19 protein-coding genes are annotated in these 17,571 nt (G+C 32.4%); 15 read left to right on the forward strand and 4 right to left on the reverse strand.

Annotated features, from left to right (window positions below; all coding sequences use genetic code 11):
• Positions 1-8: 8 nt before the first annotated feature.
• A complete protein-coding gene (locus SD960_RS19250) occupies positions 9-2,384 on the forward strand; it encodes a polysaccharide biosynthesis tyrosine autokinase (RefSeq protein ID WP_318805387.1) in 2,376 nt (791 codons plus the stop codon).
• A gap of 87 nt (positions 2,385-2,471) precedes the next feature.
• Here SD960_RS19250 and SD960_RS19255 read toward each other — a convergent pair whose 3' ends face one another.
• The gene (locus tag SD960_RS19255; protein WP_318805389.1) at positions 2,472-3,209 is read right to left on the reverse strand and encodes a tyrosine-protein phosphatase; all 738 of its coding nucleotides are present in this window, start codon (positions 3,207-3,209) and stop codon (positions 2,472-2,474) included.
• Positions 3,210-3,356: 147 nt separating this feature from the next.
• On the opposite strand from SD960_RS19255, the gene SD960_RS19260 reads away from it, so the two are divergent.
• Entirely contained in the window at positions 3,357-4,547 is a 1,191-nt protein-coding gene (locus tag SD960_RS19260) for a DUF5009 domain-containing protein (RefSeq protein WP_318805390.1), read from the forward strand.
• Between the two features lie 48 nt (positions 4,548-4,595).
• Here SD960_RS19260 and SD960_RS19265 read toward each other — a convergent pair whose 3' ends face one another.
• Positions 4,596-5,168, reverse strand: a complete 573-nt coding sequence (locus SD960_RS19265; RefSeq protein WP_318805391.1) for a hypothetical protein — start codon at positions 5,166-5,168, stop codon at positions 4,596-4,598.
• Positions 5,169-5,310: 142 nt separating this feature from the next.
• Here SD960_RS19265 and SD960_RS19270 point away from each other — a divergent pair, with 142 nt between their 5' ends.
• The 11 genes from SD960_RS19270 (at position 5,311) to ftsY (ending at position 14,551) form a co-directional block, all read left to right on the forward strand.
• Positions 5,311-6,492: a hypothetical protein gene (locus SD960_RS19270; RefSeq protein WP_318805392.1), complete on the forward strand. Its 1,182-nt coding sequence runs from the start codon at positions 5,311-5,313 to the stop codon at positions 6,490-6,492.
• A 30-nt stretch (positions 6,493-6,522) separates the two neighbouring features.
• A complete protein-coding gene (locus tag SD960_RS19275; RefSeq protein ID WP_318805393.1) occupies positions 6,523-7,686 on the forward strand; it encodes a glycosyltransferase family 2 protein in 1,164 nt (387 codons plus the stop codon).
• A gap of 84 nt (positions 7,687-7,770) precedes the next feature.
• Positions 7,771-9,132: a dihydrolipoamide acetyltransferase family protein gene (locus tag SD960_RS19280; RefSeq protein WP_318805394.1), complete on the forward strand. Its 1,362-nt coding sequence runs from the start codon at positions 7,771-7,773 to the stop codon at positions 9,130-9,132.
• Between the two features lie 165 nt (positions 9,133-9,297).
• Positions 9,298-10,068, forward strand: a complete 771-nt coding sequence (locus SD960_RS19285; protein ID WP_318805395.1) for a 3'-5' exonuclease — start codon at positions 9,298-9,300, stop codon at positions 10,066-10,068.
• A gap of 92 nt (positions 10,069-10,160) precedes the next feature.
• Positions 10,161-10,772, forward strand: a complete 612-nt coding sequence (locus SD960_RS19290; RefSeq protein WP_318805396.1) for a fumarylacetoacetate hydrolase family protein — start codon at positions 10,161-10,163, stop codon at positions 10,770-10,772.
• Positions 10,772-11,116, forward strand: a complete 345-nt coding sequence (locus SD960_RS19295; RefSeq protein WP_115846846.1) for an Hpt domain-containing protein — start codon at positions 10,772-10,774, stop codon at positions 11,114-11,116. Before SD960_RS19290 ends, SD960_RS19295 begins: the two co-directional genes overlap by 1 nt.
• Positions 11,117-11,329: 213 nt before the next feature.
• Positions 11,330-12,583: a CinA family nicotinamide mononucleotide deamidase-related protein gene (locus tag SD960_RS19300; protein ID WP_318805398.1), complete on the forward strand. Its 1,254-nt coding sequence runs from the start codon at positions 11,330-11,332 to the stop codon at positions 12,581-12,583.
• Positions 12,584-12,654: 71 nt separating this feature from the next.
• Positions 12,655-12,891: a 50S ribosomal protein L28 gene (rpmB, locus tag SD960_RS19305; RefSeq protein ID WP_007805815.1), complete on the forward strand. Its 237-nt coding sequence runs from the start codon at positions 12,655-12,657 to the stop codon at positions 12,889-12,891.
• A gap of 27 nt (positions 12,892-12,918) precedes the next feature.
• A complete protein-coding gene (rpmG, locus tag SD960_RS19310) occupies positions 12,919-13,101 on the forward strand; it encodes a 50S ribosomal protein L33 (protein ID WP_008253902.1) in 183 nt (60 codons plus the stop codon).
• 77 nt (positions 13,102-13,178) lie between these two features.
• Entirely contained in the window at positions 13,179-13,331 is a 153-nt protein-coding gene (locus SD960_RS19315; protein WP_127339701.1) for a DUF4295 domain-containing protein, read from the forward strand.
• Between the two features lie 266 nt (positions 13,332-13,597).
• Entirely contained in the window at positions 13,598-14,551 is a 954-nt protein-coding gene (gene ftsY, locus SD960_RS19320; protein WP_318805423.1) for a signal recognition particle-docking protein FtsY, read from the forward strand.
• 198 nt (positions 14,552-14,749) lie between these two features.
• Here ftsY and SD960_RS19325 read toward each other — a convergent pair whose 3' ends face one another.
• Positions 14,750-15,814 carry a serine hydrolase gene (locus SD960_RS19325; protein ID WP_318805424.1) on the reverse strand — a complete coding sequence of 355 codons (1,065 nt, stop codon included), beginning with the start codon at positions 15,812-15,814 and terminating at the stop codon, positions 14,750-14,752.
• A gap of 230 nt (positions 15,815-16,044) precedes the next feature.
• Here SD960_RS19325 and SD960_RS19330 point away from each other — a divergent pair, with 230 nt between their 5' ends.
• Both SD960_RS19330 and SD960_RS19335 read left to right on the forward strand, forming a co-directional pair.
• Positions 16,045-16,485: a hypothetical protein gene (locus SD960_RS19330; RefSeq protein WP_318805426.1), complete on the forward strand. Its 441-nt coding sequence runs from the start codon at positions 16,045-16,047 to the stop codon at positions 16,483-16,485.
• Positions 16,466-16,762 carry a DUF721 domain-containing protein gene (locus SD960_RS19335; protein WP_318805427.1) on the forward strand — a complete coding sequence of 99 codons (297 nt, stop codon included), beginning with the start codon at positions 16,466-16,468 and terminating at the stop codon, positions 16,760-16,762. The genes SD960_RS19330 and SD960_RS19335 overlap by 20 nt, the downstream gene beginning before the upstream one ends.
• Before the next feature lie 160 nt (positions 16,763-16,922).
• Here the strand turns inward: SD960_RS19335 and SD960_RS19340 are convergent, their stop codons facing one another.
• A complete protein-coding gene (locus SD960_RS19340) occupies positions 16,923-17,342 on the reverse strand; it encodes a nucleoside-diphosphate kinase (protein ID WP_318805428.1) in 420 nt (139 codons plus the stop codon).
• Positions 17,343-17,571 lie beyond the last annotated feature (229 nt).

Raw genomic sequence — 17,571 nt, forward strand, 5'->3', positions numbered from 1 at the left:
AATAACAAATGCAAGCACAAGACTTTTACAATGAGATAGATAATAAGAGCGAAGAGGTAAATCTGAGGCAACAGCTGGAAAAATATATAATTCATTGGCGATGGTTTTTATTAAGTGTAGTGATCTGTTTAGTAGCTGTTTTTCTATATTTACGTTATGCAACACCAATTTATCAGGCAACTACCGGTATATTAGTTAAGGATGAGAAAAAAGGGGGAATGCTTTCAGAATTATCTGCTTTTTCAGATTTAGGAATAGGAGGAGGATCTGTTAATAACGTCGATAATGAAATCGAAATATTAAGATCAAGAACTATTGTTGAAAGTACTGTAAAAAGATTAAATCTAAATATTAATTTAATGGCAGAAGGTAGTGTTGTGGATAGGGATATATATCAGGATTCTCCAATAAGAGTTAATTTTATTGGCAAAACATATTTATTTAATGATGCAAAATCCGTTTTAAGATATAATACTTTAACAGATAATACTTTTGAATTAACAAATGAAATAGATAGTGAAAACATAATTTTATCAGCAAAAAAAGTATTTAATTATGGCGAAAAAATCCCAACTACTTTGGGGATTATGGTTATAGATAAAACCATTAATATTGTAGCTAAGATCTCTGAACATTATAAGTCCATAAAGATTTCAATAAATCCAATTGAAAGCGTTGCCGAGAGCTATAAAAGTAGGATAAATGTTGATCCTATTAGCAAAACTAGTAGTGTAGTCAATATTTCCATAACTGATCCTGTTCAAAAAAGAGCAGAGATTTTTTTGGACAATATGATTCAGATTTATAATCAGGATGCTGCTCAGGATAAGAATTTTATTTCTGAAAACACGTCACAATTTATAGCTGGCAGATTAGCCTTGATAGCAAAAGAATTAGACGGGGTTGAACAAGATGTCGAAAGCTTTAAAAAAACAAACAGATTAACAGATATTGAATCAGAAGCGAAATTATTTATAGAAGGCTCAAGTGAATATGACAAAAAAGGGGTCGAAACAGAAATTCAATTAAATGTGGTTTCTTCCTTGTTAGATTTTATAAAAAAAAGCACAAACTCTGATTTATTGCCTACTAATTTAATAACAGCAGATGGCGACACTAGCGGATTGATTACCTCTTATAACCAACTGGTTTTAGACCGTAATCGTATTTTGAAATCTGCAACAACTGAAAACCCGTCGGTAATAAAATTAGATCAGCAGATTTCCTCTTTAAAATCAAACATGGCTGCAAGTTTAAAGCGTTTGCAGGCTAATTTGCAAATTCAAAATCGAGACATTCAAAATCAGGAAAATCTGTTAAACAGTAAAATTGGTAAAATACCGGTTCAGGAACGTCAATTCAGAGTAATTGCAAGACAACAAAAAGTAAAGGAAGAATTATATTTGTATTTATTGCAAAAAAGAGAAGAAACGGCTATTTCTTTAGCTGCTACAGAACCAAATGCTCGTGTTATAGATATGGCCAAAGCGGGAAAATTTCCTGTAAGTCCTAAGAAAAAAATAATATATCTAGCTGGAATATTAATGGGATTATTAATTCCTTTTGGCTTCATTTATGTAAATGATTTACTGGATACGAAAATTAAAAGTAAATTAGATTTAGAAGGGAAAACACAAATTCCATTTATTGGAGATATACCTACATCTAATGATATCGGCGAATTAATAAAATCTGAAAGCAGAACCAGTTCTGCAGAGGCTATAAGGATTGTTAGGACCAATCTGGAGTTCATGCTTAATAAAGTACCTGAGGGAATTGCTAAATCCTTATTTGTTACATCTACTTTTTCATCAGAAGGTAAAACATTTATATCTGTTAATTTGGCTGCAACCTTTGCCCTGTCAGGAAGAAGGGTTTTGTTAATTGGTATGGATATTAGAAATCCAAAATTTGCAGAATATATTGATGTTCCTTCTTTAGGCTTAACAAACTATTTGTCATCTAGTGAAAATAATATTGATGATTATATTGTAAAACACCCTGGTTACGAAAATTTCTTTATTCTTCCCTCAGGTGTAGTTCCGCCAAATCCTGCTGAATTGTTGATGAGTAAAAAAGTAGATCAACTTTTTGAAAAATTGAAAAAAGAATATGACTATATTATTGTTGATACAGCGCCTGTTAGTTTAGTAACAGATACTTTATTAGTGGCTAAAAATGCTGACACATTTGTATACGTGATGCGTGCAAATGTTTTAGAAAAACGTATGCTTTCTATTGCAAATACATTTTATAGAGAGAAAAAATTACCAAATATGTGTATTCTTCTTAACGATACTGACTCTACAAAGGGTTATGGCTATGGTTATGGTTATGGAACTACGGAAGAAAAAAAACCTTGGCATAAAAAACTTTTTTCTTAGTAGAAAAAACAATTATGTAAAAAAACGGTTCAATTAGTTGAACCGTTTTTTTGTTTTTATACTGTTTTAAATTTTAAAATCAAATATTTAAAATTTAAAGAACTGATTATTAGATATTAATTCTTTTAAATTAGCGATGTTGTTTACTTTTATTTTCTTATTGAATGAAGCTATATGTTTACTATGATGAACATCTGTACCTGTAAAATCATACATTCCTTTTTTTAGAAGATGATCTGCAACTTTGGTAATTGTTTCGCCATAATAACCTACTAAGGCTAGTAAATTTAATTGAAATAAACATCCTGCCTTTTTTAGTTTTTCATACTCATTCAGGTTTTTATGATAAAACAAATACCTTTCTGGATGGGCTAAGACGGGAACATATCCAGCTACCTGCAAGTCAAAAAGAATTTTATATAATTGCACCGGAGCATTCATGTAGGACATTTCCACTAAAACATAATTATCTTTTAAAGTAAGAAGTTTTTCCGATTTAAAATGACTTTCAAACCAATCGTCCATAAAATATTCGGCGGCAGCATGAAAAGGAATTTTAACATCCAGATCGTCTAATAAAAGTTTCGTTTCTGAGTGATTTGTAATTATTGCCTCAGGAGAATTATTCCAGATATAGTGGCTAATATGCGGAGTAGTTATAAATTGATAAATACCAATTTCCTGCAGCGATTTCACAAGATTTTTGGTTTCAATTATAGTTCGTGCGCCATCATCAATCCCTGGTAACAAATGAGAATGGATATCAACATAATCTTCAGACAGAAGATCTTTTAAATATGGCTTAGACTTGAAAAATGATAACATATTACAAATGTAAAATAAATAGTGATATTTTCTTACCTCTATAAGGTTTTTATTTATTAAGATTTTAGTACATATAAGTTGTTACAACATAATTTTTGCTCTTTGCTAATTATGTTATATTTTGCATTGCTAAAAAAGAAGTATTTTATGAAAATTAAAGAAAATTTATATAACAAAAGAATAATTTCTATAGATGCTTTAAGAGGAATTACGATTTTTGTAATGATTTTTGTAAATGAATTGGCAAGCGTGAGGAATGTTCCTCAATGGATGAAACACATGCCTGCAGATGCAGATGCTATGACTTTCGTCGATCTTGTATTTCCTGCATTTTTATTCATCGTCGGAATGTCGATTCCATTTGCATTTAATGCGAGACTGTTAAAAAGAGATAGTACACAAACAATCTGGATACATACTTTTAAAAGAGCATTGGCCTTAATTATAATTGGCGTTTTTATGGTGAATGCCGAATACGGTTATGATGCTTCAAAAATGATAATCGCACCTGCTTTTTGGGGACTTTTAGCATATTCAATGCCTATTCCTATTTGGAATAAATATCCAAAAGATTTTCCTCTTTGGCTAAAGAATACACTGCAATATGGCGGAATATTAGTTTTGATAACACTTTATTTTTTATATGTCCAAGATACAGGTGAAACAGGTATGACACCAAAATGGTGGGGAATTCTGGGTTTAATTGGTTGGGCATATCTTTTTACGGTAGTATATTATTGGCTTGTCAATGGGAAATTATGGGCAGTGATTCTATTTTTAGTAGTCTGTATTGCCGCAAACTCCATCAATTTAATAGAAGGAAGTATATTACAACAGCATTCATGGCTTAATTTTGTTGCAGGACATTTAACTCATTCTTCGTTAGTTACTGCTGGCGTAATTATTTCTTTATTGTTTTTTGACCGAAAAATTCAACTTAAAATCAATTGGCCGGTTATTGTTTTTGCAATTTTATTTTTTGTAACAGGATATCTCCTAAGACCTTATTTCGGAATATCAAAAATAAAAGGAACACCTTCGTGGACAATGTTCTCTGCTGCAATTTGTACCGTTTTGTTTTACTTTTTGTATTGGTTAATGGAAATTAAAAAACAAACAAAATGGAGTGACTTTTTTATGCCGGCAGCTGCAAATCCTTTATTGATTTATATTTTGCCGGGTATTATTTATTATTTCAATCTTGCTTTTAAAATTGAAATTATTCCGGAGTATTTTAGTGAAGGGCTTCCGGGAATAATCTGGTCGCTTGTATTCTCTGTAATAATGTTATATGTAATGAGAATCCTTAACAGGTTTAAAATTCAATTGCATCTTTAGAAGTTTTCAAGTTTTACGTTACGCTAACTTGAAACTTGAAACAACTTTTCATATTTTAACTGATTTGATTTCTAAGAATGCTCCGGAAACAGGACTGTAATTCACAAAATTGAACTTACAGAGATTATGAATGTTTAAAAGTTTTCCATCAGGCAATCCGTCTTGTTTAAATTCTGACCACAGAATTTTGGTTGTTGTAAATTTGTTTGGTGAAGGTGCTAAATCAACTCTTGGATGAGAACCACCATGTACACAGCCAGTTCCTTCTGGATTTCCTTCTCGAGCCTGAATTTTTATTAAATGAGATGATTTATAAGTGATGATTACAAATTTTGAATGATCAGATAAATTTGTTGAAACGCCGTCATTTGAATCAGATGCGGTAATCATGACATTTAATTCTATTTCTCCAACAGGATTATTTTTAGCGGTAACCTTAACAATTCCTTTTTCTTGACGAATCTTATTAATTGTTTCCTCGTTTTCTAAAGCAGGTCCGGCAATATACCAGGTTGAGGTTTTGATTAAATCTTTGTTAGAACCAGATTGTTTTTTTAAGAAAACAAAAGCTAAACTAAAAAAAGCAATTATAAGGACCAGAACTACTATTTTGTTTTTCATATTAAAATCCTTTTATCCCAAAATCAAAAATATACTTTTATAAACTATTTAAGGCTCCCTTTTTTTATTATTTGTTAAATCAGCTTTTTATTCTGAATTAAGTTTTAAATTTGTAAGAAGTTGTTTCCTAAAATCTTACAGAATGAAAAATCAGAAATTTATATTTACCTTATTTTTCTTTTTGATGATGTCATTTTGTTACTCACAAAACGATACCATTGAAAATAATAAAAAAGATATTTTGGATGTTCTCTATAAGCTTTTTGATAAAAATGATTCCATAGCCAGGAATTCTGATAAAAAAGTTGCATTTTCATTACTTCCCGTTCCAATAGATTCAGATAAAAATGCTGGTTTAGTGGTGTCTTTTTTGACAACATTTTATCTTGGAGACAGAGAAACTACAAAAATGTCTCAGGTTACTTTTTCTCCCTATTTCAGTTTTACCAAACAATATGTATTTCCAATTCAGTCTTATATTTATACAAAAAATAATAACTGGAATTTTATCGGAGATTATCGTTATATGATTTATCCCCAGCCAACATATGGTTTAGGAGGACATAATACCGATGAAAAAATGTCGACTTTAGATTATCAGCAATGGCGTTTTTATCAATTTGCAACCCGAAAAATAATTGGAAATTTCAGGCTTGGTTTAGGTTTCCTTTTAGATAATTATCAAAATATTTCTGAAGAATCCTATATCGACGAAGAAACAGATTATTTTAAATATATGGATGGGAATTTTGCTGATGAAAATTCTTTTGGAGTTGCGATTCAGGGATTGTATGATTCAAGAGAAAACAACGTAAATCCTGAACAAGGTTTGTATGTAGAAGTAGATTACAGAATAAATACAAGCGGCGTAAATGATGAAAAATGGAAATCTATTTATTTTGATGCCCGAAAATATTATTCATTCCATAAAACTAAACACAGAGTTTTAGCCTCCCGGGTTTTTTATTGGTCGACTTTTGGCGGAAAACCACATTATCTCGATTTGCCAAGTATTGGTTGGGATCGTGACGGTAAAACTGGAAGAGGGTTTACCAGAAACAGGTTTCGAAGTAATGCACTTATTTATTTTGAAACAGAATATAGAACAGATATCACTAAAAATGGTTTTCTTGGAGCAGTATTTTTTACCAATATTTCCTCTGTTTCAAAACTAGATACCTATAAATTCAGCAAATGGAATCCTGCCGTTGGAACCGGAATTCGTGTTAAATGGAACAAGCAAAACAACAGTAATTTGGTTCTGGATTTTGGAGTTAGTAAAAACGATTGGTCTTTGCGATTGGGTTTAGCTGAAAATTTCTAACTTTCCAAAAAATCAACTGATCAAAAATTCATGCAATTATCTGTTATTATTCTTAATTATAATGTACGTTACTTTCTGGAACAATGCGTTTTAAGCGTTCAGGAAGCGATTTCTAATCTTGATGCAGAAATTATTGTAATAGATAATAATTCTGATGACGATAGTTGTTTGATGATGAAAGAACGATTTCCTGATATAAAACTGATTGAGAACAAAGAAAATTTTGGTTTCCCAAAAGGAAATAATATTGCGATTGGCCAGGCAAAAGGAAAATACATATGCATTTTAAATCCTGATACGGTTGTTGCAGAAGATACTTTTGCAAAGATTCTGGCTTTCGCCGAAAGGCAAACTAACCTCGGAATTATTGGATGCAAACTAATTGACGGAACAGGAAATTTTCTGCCGGAAAGTAAACGCGGAATCCCAACACCATGGGTCGCTTTTACCAAGTTTTTCGGACTCTATAAAGTTTTTCCAAAATCAAAACTTTTCAATCAATATTATGCTCAGCATTTGGGTGAGAATGAAACTGGAGAAGTTGAAATTTTAGTTGGCGCCTTTATGTTGATGCAGAGAGATTTATATCTTAGTTTAAAAGGTTTTGACGAGGATTGTTTTATGTATGCCGATGATATTGATTTGTCATATCGTGCTTTGAAAATAAAAAAGACAAATTTCTATTTTCATGATACTATGGTTTTACATTATAAAGGAGAAAGTACTGTAAAAGACGAAAAATACATGAAGCGCTTTCAGGAAGCGATGACTTTTTTTTATCAGAAACATTTTAAAAAGTCCTTATTTTTTTCTATTTTCATTAAAGTTGGAATCGTGTTTTTTTCTTTCATTAAAATGTTTCGTGGAAAACCGAAAGTAAAACCATTGCCAGATATCTATTTTTTATATTCCTTAAATACAGAATTGTCTGAAAAGTTGACTTTTATTCTGAAAAATAAAGTCGTTATTTTCGATTTCAAAAAAGAAAAAATGGTAAATTCGTCGCAGATTTCGAGAGGTAAAAGAGTTGAGATTATTTTGGATAATCACTATGTTTCGTTCAAAAAATGTATCAAAATCATAGAATCTCTTAAAGATAAGAGCATTACTTTTAAGATTTTGCCCAAAAGAGCAAATTTTGTTATTGGAAGTAATTCAAGAAATGATAGAGGTCAAATTATAAAAATTGAGTAAAAAATTATATTAAATATAATTTATATTTAAAATATTCAGTAATTTCGCAATCTGAAAATCAAAATCACCTTTGAGGTTAACAATATGGCAAGATTTGAATTAAAACTTCCTAAAATGGGAGAAAGTGTAGCTGAAGCAACTATTACAAACTGGTTGAAAGAAGTTGGAGACAAAATTGAAACTGATGAAGCAGTACTCGAAATCGCGACTGATAAAGTAGATAGCGAAGTACCAAGCGAGGTTTCGGGAATTTTAGTTGAACAATTATTTGGCAAGGATGATTTAGTTCAGGTTGGTCAAACCATTGCAATTATTGAAACAGAAGGAGACGCTCCGGAAGCAAAAGTTTTTGAAGAAGCTGTGATTCCTGCAGAAGTTGTCGAAATACAAAAATCGATCGAAGTGGCTCAGGAAACTGTTGCTGCTCCTCAGGATTTTTCAGGATCTGATAAATTCTTTTCTCCATTAGTAAAAAATATTGCAAAAGAAGAAGGTATTTCTATTGCAGAATTAGACGGTATTAATGGCTCAGGAAAAGATGGCAGAGTTACTAAAGAAGATATTTTAAAATATGTTGACGATCGTAAATCTGGTGTTGTAACTCCGAGAGTTGAGCCGATTAAAGCTGAGATTTCAACTCCAAGTCAGCCTGTGAGTGAAACTGTGAAACCAGTTGCTCCAAAAGCTGTTGAACCAGTTCAAAAAAGTCAGCAGGCAGTTCCTGTTTCTGTAAATGGCGGTGATGAAATCATCGAAATGGACAGAATGCGTAAACTGATTTCAGGTTATATGATTGCTTCGGTGCAAACTTCAGCTCACGTACAGTCGTTCATTGAGGTTGATGTTACCAATATCGTTAAATGGAGAGATAAAGTTAAAGTAGCTTTTGAGAAAAGAGAAGGCGAGAAGTTAACTTTTACACCAATTATGATGGAAGCGGTTGCAAAAGCACTAAAAGATTTCCCTGGAATGAATATTTCTGTTGATGGAGAATATATCATCAAAAAGAAAAATATAAATTTAGGAATGGCTGCGGCTTTACCAAACGGGAATTTAATTGTACCGGTTATTAAAAATGCTGATCAGTTGAATCTTGTTGGAATGGCAAAAGCGGTTAACGATTTAGGAAACCGTGCAAAAGCAGGAAAACTAAAACCAGACGATACACAAGGCGGAACTTATACCGTTACAAACGTGGGAACTTTTGGTAGTGTTTTCGGTACGCCAATTATCAATCAGCCGCAAGTGGGAATTTTAGCTTTGGGTGCCATTCGTAAAGTGCCTGCGGTTATCGAAACTCCTGAAGGTGATTTTATTGGAATTCGCCAGAAAATGTTCTTATCGCATTCTTACGATCATAGAGTTGTAGATGGCGCCTTAGGAGGTAGTTTTGTAAAACGTGTTGCTGAATATTTAGAAGCTTTTGATGTAGACAGAGACTTTTAAAAAATCATAATTTTATAAATAATTAACCCTTTTAACATTTTTAATGTTGAAAGGGTTTTCTTTTATTATTATTTCCTTAATCCACAGAAGAATGCTTAACTTTATGAAAAAGACAAGGAAAATTCGTCTTTAAAATTTATATTTGTAAACTTATAAAATTTAAATATGGAACTTAAACTCAACAAACCAATTTGCTTTTTTGACCTCGAAACTACAGGTATTGACATTGGGAAAGATCGAATAGTAGAAATTTCAATATTTAAAGTTTTTCCTAACGGGAACAAGGAAAGTAAAACATGGTTAGTGAATCCAACAATTCCAATTCCGCCTCAAACTACAGCCGTCCATGGTATTACTAATGAAAAAATAGCGAATGAGCCTACTTTTGCCGAATTAGCTCCACAGGTTCATAATATGATTAAAGACAGTGATTTGGGTGGGTTTAACTCCGATCGTTTTGATATTCCGTTATTGGCTGAAGAATTACTTCGTGCGGGAGTTGATTTTGATATGAAAAACAAAGTTTCGGTAGACGTGCAGACTATTTTTCATAAAATGGAAGAGCGTACATTGAGTGCAGCCTTGAAGTTTTATTGTGGAAAAAGTCTTGAAAACGCGCATTCAGCAGAAGCGGATACAATGGCAACTTATGAAATTTTAAAAGCACAATTAGATCGCTATCCTGAATTGGAAAACGATATGAAAGCATTGTCTGAATTTACAACTCGTAAAAAAATTGCCGATTTTGCAGGAATGATTGCTTTTGATCAGGATGGAGAAGAGATTTTTACTTTTGGAAAACATAAAGGTGCCAAAGTGGAAAAAGTCTTGGAATCGGAGCCTGGATATTTTAGCTGGATTCAAAATGCTGATTTTCCATTATATACCAAAAAAGTGCTGACAGCAATTAAATTAAGAAAATTAAATACCAAATAAGGTTCTGAGTAACTAAGGTTCTAAGACGCTAAGTTTTTGCCTACTTTCTTAGAATCTCAGCATCTTAGCATCTAGCAACTTAGAAAAAAAATATGAAAATTATTTGTATCGGTAGAAATTATGCCAATCATATAGAGGAATTAAAAAACGAAAGACCGGCAGAACCAGTGATCTTTATGAAGCCTGATTCAGCAGTTTTGTTGAAACAACATCCTTTTGTAATTCCTGAATTTTCTGAAGAAATTCATCATGAAATTGAGATAATTGTAAAAATTAATAAGGTTGGAAAATATATTGAGCCTAAGTTTGCGCACAAATATTATGATGAAATTAGTGTAGGTATTGATTTTACTGCCAGGGATTTACAAGCAAAATTAAAAGAAAAAGGATTGCCTTGGGAAAAAGCGAAAGCCTTTGATGGTTCTGCGGTTATTGGAGATTTTTTGCCTAAAACTGATTTTATTTCGATGGAAAATCTTAGTTTTGAACTGACAAATAATGCAAAAACAGTTCAAAAAGGCAATACGAGTCATATGCTTTGGAAAATTGATGAGCTTATTTCATATGTGTCGCAATTCTTTACATTAAAAATAGGGGATATCATTTTTACAGGAACGCCGGAAGGTGTTGCGGCAGTTAAACCAAACGATGTTTTAGAAGGCTTTTTAGAAGATAAAAAATTATTTAGAATACAAGTAAAATAATGGCTTTAAAATATAACCTTTCGAAAGTGTATGCGCTTTCAGATAATGATCCCGAATTTGTAAACGAAATTCTTAAATTATTTGTTACCGAAGTTCCTGAAGATTTAAAACAAATCAAAGAAGGAATTAAAAAGAAGGATCATAAGTATGCTTATGCTTACGCGCATAAAATTAAACCAACATTAGATTTGTTAGGTTTAAATGTGGCTTTTGAAGAAATTCTTCAGGTTGAAGCCTGGACAAAAGCTGAAGGCAAGAAAAAAGAAATTGTTGAAACTTTCAAAAGTATTAAGGTGCAAGTGAAAGAAGCAATTAAAGAAATCAAAAAAGACTTTGACGTTTAATTTGGGCGTGTCCCTATTTTTGCCCTTTTTTAATTTAGGTCAAAAATAGGGCCGGGTCATCCACTATATCTTTTGTTCCAGAAAATTTTCGTTTAACGTGCCGTCTCTTGTGTCACAAAAGGATGCCGTTTTTACCCCTCACGCAAATCGTTTCTATAAGAACCTACTTTCTAATAATGACTTACTTTGGTGTAAGTAAAATAATCTATTCATATGAAAGCAACTATTATTACAATTGGAGATGAAATTTTAATAGGTCAGATTGTAGATACAAATTCTGGTTTTATTGCAAAATCTCTCGATCGAATTGGAGTCGAAACCAGAGAAATGATTTCGATAAGCGATGATAAAAAACATATTTTAGATACTTTCGCACAACTTCAAAACAAAGTAGATGTTGTTATTGTTACAGGTGGATTGGGGCCAACAAAAGATGATGTTACCAAAAAAACATTCTGTGAATATTTTGACGATGAATTAGTTGTGAATCCCGAAGTTTTGGCTCACGTAACACAATTAATTGAAGGTTTTTATAAGCGGCCAATTTCCCAATTAAATAAAGATCAGGCTCTGGTTCCTTCAAAATGTACCGTTTTGCATAATAAAATGGGGACAGCGCCGGGAATGTGGATGAAAAAAGAAAATACGGTATTTATTTCACTTCCGGGAGTTCCTTATGAAATGAAATATTTAGTTGAAGAAGAAATAATTCCCAAAATTGTTCGCGAATACAAACGCCCATATATCATTCATAAAACAATTTTAACATACGGACAAGGCGAAAGTCTAGTTGCAGAACGTATCGAAGATTGGGAGAATAATTTGCCTGATTTTATCAAATTGGCTTATTTGCCAAATCCGGGCAGAGTGCGTTTGCGCTTAACTGCGAGAGGAACGAATAAAGAAGAATTAGAAGAAGCGATCGAAGTTAATGTAAAATCATTAGATGCGATAATTCACGATATTATAGTAGGTTACGAAGAAAATGAAACCATAGAATCTGTAGTTGGAAAAATTTTAACGAGGCAAAATAAAAGCATTTCGACGGCAGAAAGTTTTACGGGAGGAAAAATTGCCTCGATTTTATCGGGAGTTCCCGGAGCTTCAAAATATTTTAAAGGCAGTGTTGTTTCATATGCAACAGAGGCAAAGGTTAATGTTCTCGGTATCTCGCAAGATTTAGTAGACGAATTTTCTGTAGTAAGTGCACAAGTGGCATCGGCTATGGCTTTGAGTGTGAAACAGATGCTTAAAACAGACTATGCAATTGCAACAACCGGGAACGCCGGACCGACAAAAGGAGACTCAAATGCTGAAATTGGAACTGTTTTTATCGCTTTGGCAACTCCGAATGATATAATTGTGGAAGAATTTAATTTTGGCCAACCACGTGAAAAAGTGATAGATAGAGCTTCGATTAAGAGTTTGGAAATATTACAGAAAGAAATTTTAAAAAATGTGCAATAAATTTTTGCTACAATGGTTTATTTTTCTTTTCTTTGCACCCTGATTTTGAATAACGATAAAAGATAAGTATAATGTCAAGAGTTTGTGACCTTACAGGTAAAAGAGCGATGGTAGGAAATAACGTTTCTCACGCTATGAACAAAACTAAGAGAAAGTTTTCTGTAAACTTAGTTAAAAAGCGTTTTTATCTTCCAGAAGAAGATAGATGGATTACTCTTAGAGTAGCAGCATCTACGATAAAAACAATTAATAAAAATGGAATTTCTGCTGTTTTGAAAAAAGCGCAGTCAGAAGGATTTATCAAATAATCTTTTCCTAAATAAATATATAGCAAGATGGCAAAGAAAGGTAATAGAATCCAGGTAATTTTAGAATGTACTGAGCACAAGACTTCTGGTGTTCCAGGAACTTCTAGATATATTACAACTAAGAACAAAAAAAATACTCCAGACAGATTAGAGATTAAAAAATTTAATCCAATCTTAAAAAGAGTAACTGTTCACAAAGAAATTAAGTAATAATTAGAGATTTTTGTAAATCTCAAATGGTTTAGCCATTTCGAGTTTTATAAGAAACTTCAAATAACATTTGAATCATGGCAAAGAAAACCGTAGCATCGTTACAAACAGCTTCTAAGAGATTATCAAAAGCCATCAAAATGGTGAAATCTCCTAAAACTGGTGCATATACATTCGTAGAATCTATTATGACTCCTGAGGAAGTTGATAATTTCTTGAAAAAGAAATAATAACAATTACAGTATATAGAAAAGCTACTTTCATTCCGAAAGTAGCTTTTTTATTTTTATATTTGTCTAAAATTTAGAGAAGCACAAATTGGTTTTTTTAAACAAAAATTTATGATTTTACTTCAATCTTTTATTCTTAACTTTATTTAGAATAAAAGATTTAACAATATCTAAAATTAGTTTAAAAACAAGTTGCCTTTTTTAAGCTTTGAGGCTTTGGATCGTTAATAATCCGAAAGTCTAACAATCTAATACTATATACAATAATGAGTTTTTTTAAAAAATTATTCTCTACTGATAAAAAAGAGACTTTAGACAAAAGTCTTGAAAAATCAAAAACTACTTTTTTTTCAAAGTTAAGTAAAGCTGTTGCCGGGAAATCTAAAGTCGATGACGATGTTTTAGATGATCTTGAAGAAATTCTTGTAGCATCTGATGTTGGTGTAAACACAACTTTGAAAATAATTTCAAGAATTGAAAAACGCGTTGCCGAAGATAAATATTTAGGAACAGAAGAATTAAACCAGATTCTTCGTGAGGAAATTGGCTCATTATTATCTGAAACCAATACAGGCGAAGCAACCGAATTTGAAATTCCTAAAGATAAAAAGCCATATGTTTTAATGGTTGTAGGAGTAAATGGAGTTGGTAAAACAACGACTATTGGTAAATTGGCTTATCAGTTTAAAAAAGCGGGTTACAAAGTGGTTTTAGGTGCTGCGGATACGTTTCGTGCTGCTGCGATCGATCAGTTACAAGTTTGGGCAGATCGTGTTGATGTGCCAATTGTAAGACAAAATATGGGAAGTGATCCTGCTTCTGTAGCTTTTGATACATTGCAATCAGCAGTTGCTCAAAATGCAGATGTTGTTATTATTGATACTGCGGGACGTTTGCATAACAAAATTAATTTGATGAATGAGTTAACCAAAGTAAAACGTGTAATGCAAAAGGTTGTTGTCGATGCACCTCATGATGTACTTTTGGTTTTGGATGGTTCTACAGGTCAAAATGCTTTTGAACAGGCCAAACAATTTACAGCAGCGACCGAAGTAACTTCTTTGGCTGTAACTAAACTTGACGGAACTGCAAAAGGTGGTGTTGTTATCGGTATTTCAGATCAGTTTCAAATTCCTGTAAAATACATTGGTGTTGGTGAAGGAATTGAGGATTTACAGGTCTTTAATAAATACGAATTTGTAGATAGTTTTTTCAAATAATATTTTTCAGATAATTCAATGAGTTTTTCTTCTTTAAAAAATATAACGCCTCTTACTTTTTATTTCGGAAGCGTTATTTGTTTTGTTTTAGCAAATGTTTTGCGAGACAAAAGTTTGTCTTTTTATTATGTTTTATTGGTTTTAGGATTGGGTTTGTTTTTCATGGGGATCCTAAAGAGATTACGTACTAAACGTTAATTACTGATACAAAGCACTAATTTTCTCCCACAAAGTTTCGTCAAAATCAGATAAGGCTAAGTTGACATCGTCTGCTGCATCTCCCATTCTGATAATGACCATGTTTTTACTTGGAACAACATATATTTTCTGATCGTTTTTGCCTAAGGCCATAAACATATCGTTTGGTGCAGTTGGAATTATGCTTCCGGGAAATGTAAGCTGTGATTGCGGTAAATGATAAGAAGCTTTGCCATTTAGCCACCACAAATAGCCATATCCTAAATTGATATTTTGTGAAGTTGTTGTGGCTTCATTAAAATAAGTTTCGTTTAAGATTTGCGTATTATCCCATTTTCCTTTGTTAAGCATTAAAAGGCCAAATCGTGCCATACTTCTTGAAGTGCTGGTATAAACGCTGTTTACGCCAAGCTGAACCCAATTGCCATTCATGCCAATTTTATCTCTTAATTTGGCATTAAAATAATTCTCCCAACTTTGTCCGCTTGCTGCTGCGACAACATCCTGCAATTTTACATATACATTATGATATGCCCAACGGCTTCCGGCATCGGCTTTGTAAATAAGACTTGTGGGATCTACATCATCTGTGCTGTCGTCGAGACCTGATGTCATGGTTAATAAATGTTTACAGGTAATCAGGTTTTCTTTTTCGATTGTTTCGCTTGTCCAGCCTGTGCCAATGTATTGTGATACTTTGTTATTAATGTTTAATAATCCTTCTTGCTGAGCAATTCCGGTCATTGTAGAGGTTAATGTTTTTCCGGCGCTTGCCCAGTACCAGTTTGTTGTTGCAGAATGTCCGTTAAAGTAATTTTCCATTACGATTCGCCCATTGACAAGAATGATGAAGGATTTGGAATTTTTGAGTTCTAAATAATCTAAAAGCGGCTGAACAGCGTTTTGATTCCATTTTAAATCTGAAATAGATTTTGTTTCCCAAGTATTTCCTGTTGAAGGAGGAAAATACATGCTTTGAGTTTCTATTGGCGTTTGTTCCGTTGGATCTGAACTGCATCCTGCCAAAAATAAGATTGTCAGAAAGCTTAAAATAGTTTTGGTCATGTTTTTTGGTTTTGGTTTAGGGTTTGACCAAAAATATGTAAAATAGTTTAATGGGTTTTGTGAATTTTTATTTCTTTTAGAGTGATATAAAGTTAACTTTGTAGTTCACTAAATTTCTTTTGAAAACTGGAGCCCTAGCCCCGATTGGGAGGGAAAATCCTTTTGTGCTGGGGTTCAGCACAAAAGATTTGGAAGGACAGCGGGAAATAGCTCCTTATAAATATTATTATATGAAAAACACTTTTATGGTTTTGGTTTTGTCGCTTTTGTTTGTAAGCTGTAAACAAGAAATTAAACCTGCGGATATTGCAAAACTAAACGGTTACTGGGAAATCGAAAAAGTGGTTTTTGATAAAGGCGAAGAAAAGGCATATGGAATGAATGAGAACTTTGATTTTTTTCAGATGAAAGGAAACAAAGGAACCCGAACAAAAGTGATGGCGCAGCTTGACGGAACTTTTTTAACAACGGATACATTTGAAAATGTTTCGGTTAGGTTTACAGATAAGGGAATTTTTCTGGATTATAAAACGGATTATGCAAAGTGGAGTGAAGAACTGATTTCGATTTCTGATGAAACATTTGTGGTAAAGAATGATCAGAATAAAGAATATCATTATAAAAAAGCAGGACCAATAAATATTTTAAACGATGGCAAAAAGACTAAATAACGAAAGTACGATTGGGGCTGTTTTGCAACAGATTATTCAGGTGAATAAATTGCAGCCCGGAATGGATCAGATTGATGTAAAAGAAGCTTGGGGGAACTTAATGGGGAATGGCGTGAAAACGTATACTAAAAACGTTGTTTTGAAAGGAAGTACACTCTATGTTGAACTTGGATCTGCTGTTTTGAGAGAAGAATTGAGTCACGGAAAATCGAAAATCGTTAAGATGATTAATGAGGAATTAGGACGCGAAGTGGTGAAGGATGTTGTGCTTCGATAATTTTAGATTTTAGATTTTAGATTTTAGATTTTAGATTTTAGATTTTAGATTTTTCGAAATATTCTATAAAAAAAATCCATTTCAATTGAAATGGATTTTTTTTGTTTTGACATAGGTCCAGCAATCTAAAAATCTAAAATCTGAACTCTAAAATCATAAATTAAAACTGCTCTCTTCCGGCAAAGTGAAATGCACCTTCGATAGCAGCATTTTCGTCGCTATCAGAACCGTGAACTGCATTTTCTCCAATAGAAGTTGCGTATGCTTTACGAATAGTTCCTTCAGCAGCTTCAGCAGGATTTGTAGCTCCAATTAAAGTTCTGAAATCTTCTACAGCGTTATCTTTTTCTAAAATTGCAGCAACAATTGGTCCGCGTGACATGAATTCAACTAATTCTCCGTAGAAAGGTCTTTCTGCGTGAACTGCGTAAAAAGCCTGAGCATCAGCTACAGTTAATTGAGTTAATTTTAATGAAACGATTTTGAAACCTGCGTTAGTAATCATTGCTAAGATGTTCCCGATGTGTCCGTTTGCTACAGCATCTGGCTTAATCATTGTAAAAGTTCTATTTGTTGCCATTTTTGTGTTTTTAAATTTTGTGCAAAAATAGACTTTTTTATGAATTGATTTTAATAAATTCATAATTAAAACACTACAGAATGATGTTTTGAGTAATTTTTTTTAAATCATATAAGTTATATAAGTTCATTAATTACTTGCATATAGATTGTCGATCTAAAAATATACTGCATTACTAAAATATACTGCATTACTAAAATGAACTTATATAACTTTAATGGTGAAAAGA

This window comes from Flavobacterium sp. MMLR14_040, from assembly GCF_033657265.1.
In the GTDB taxonomy this organism is placed as follows: domain Bacteria; phylum Bacteroidota; class Bacteroidia; order Flavobacteriales; family Flavobacteriaceae; genus Flavobacterium.

Coding starts and splice junctions, on each gene's coding strand:
- SD960_RS19250 (WP_318805387.1), top strand. CDS start 9: ATGCAAGCACAAGACTTTTACAATGAGATAGATAATAAGAGCGAAGAG.
- SD960_RS19255 (WP_318805389.1), bottom strand. CDS start 3,209: ATGTTATCATTTTTCAAGTCTAAGCCATATTTAAAAGATCTTCTGTCT.
- SD960_RS19260 (WP_318805390.1), top strand. CDS start 3,357: ATGAAAATTAAAGAAAATTTATATAACAAAAGAATAATTTCTATAGAT.
- SD960_RS19265 (WP_318805391.1), bottom strand. CDS start 5,168: ATGAAAAACAAAATAGTAGTTCTGGTCCTTATAATTGCTTTTTTTAGT.
- SD960_RS19270 (WP_318805392.1), top strand. CDS start 5,311: ATGAAAAATCAGAAATTTATATTTACCTTATTTTTCTTTTTGATGATG.
- SD960_RS19275 (WP_318805393.1), top strand. CDS start 6,523: ATGCAATTATCTGTTATTATTCTTAATTATAATGTACGTTACTTTCTG.
- SD960_RS19280 (WP_318805394.1), top strand. CDS start 7,771: ATGGCAAGATTTGAATTAAAACTTCCTAAAATGGGAGAAAGTGTAGCT.
- SD960_RS19285 (WP_318805395.1), top strand. CDS start 9,298: ATGGAACTTAAACTCAACAAACCAATTTGCTTTTTTGACCTCGAAACT.
- SD960_RS19290 (WP_318805396.1), top strand. CDS start 10,161: ATGAAAATTATTTGTATCGGTAGAAATTATGCCAATCATATAGAGGAA.
- SD960_RS19295 (WP_115846846.1), top strand. CDS start 10,772: ATGGCTTTAAAATATAACCTTTCGAAAGTGTATGCGCTTTCAGATAAT.
- SD960_RS19300 (WP_318805398.1), top strand. CDS start 11,330: ATGAAAGCAACTATTATTACAATTGGAGATGAAATTTTAATAGGTCAG.
- rpmB (WP_007805815.1), top strand. CDS start 12,655: ATGTCAAGAGTTTGTGACCTTACAGGTAAAAGAGCGATGGTAGGAAAT.
- rpmG (WP_008253902.1), top strand. CDS start 12,919: ATGGCAAAGAAAGGTAATAGAATCCAGGTAATTTTAGAATGTACTGAG.
- SD960_RS19315 (WP_127339701.1), top strand. CDS start 13,179: ATGGCAAAGAAAACCGTAGCATCGTTACAAACAGCTTCTAAGAGATTA.
- ftsY (WP_318805423.1), top strand. CDS start 13,598: ATGAGTTTTTTTAAAAAATTATTCTCTACTGATAAAAAAGAGACTTTA.
- SD960_RS19325 (WP_318805424.1), bottom strand. CDS start 15,814: ATGACCAAAACTATTTTAAGCTTTCTGACAATCTTATTTTTGGCAGGA.
- SD960_RS19330 (WP_318805426.1), top strand. CDS start 16,045: ATGAAAAACACTTTTATGGTTTTGGTTTTGTCGCTTTTGTTTGTAAGC.
- SD960_RS19335 (WP_318805427.1), top strand. CDS start 16,466: ATGGCAAAAAGACTAAATAACGAAAGTACGATTGGGGCTGTTTTGCAA.
- SD960_RS19340 (WP_318805428.1), bottom strand. CDS start 17,342: ATGGCAACAAATAGAACTTTTACAATGATTAAGCCAGATGCTGTAGCA.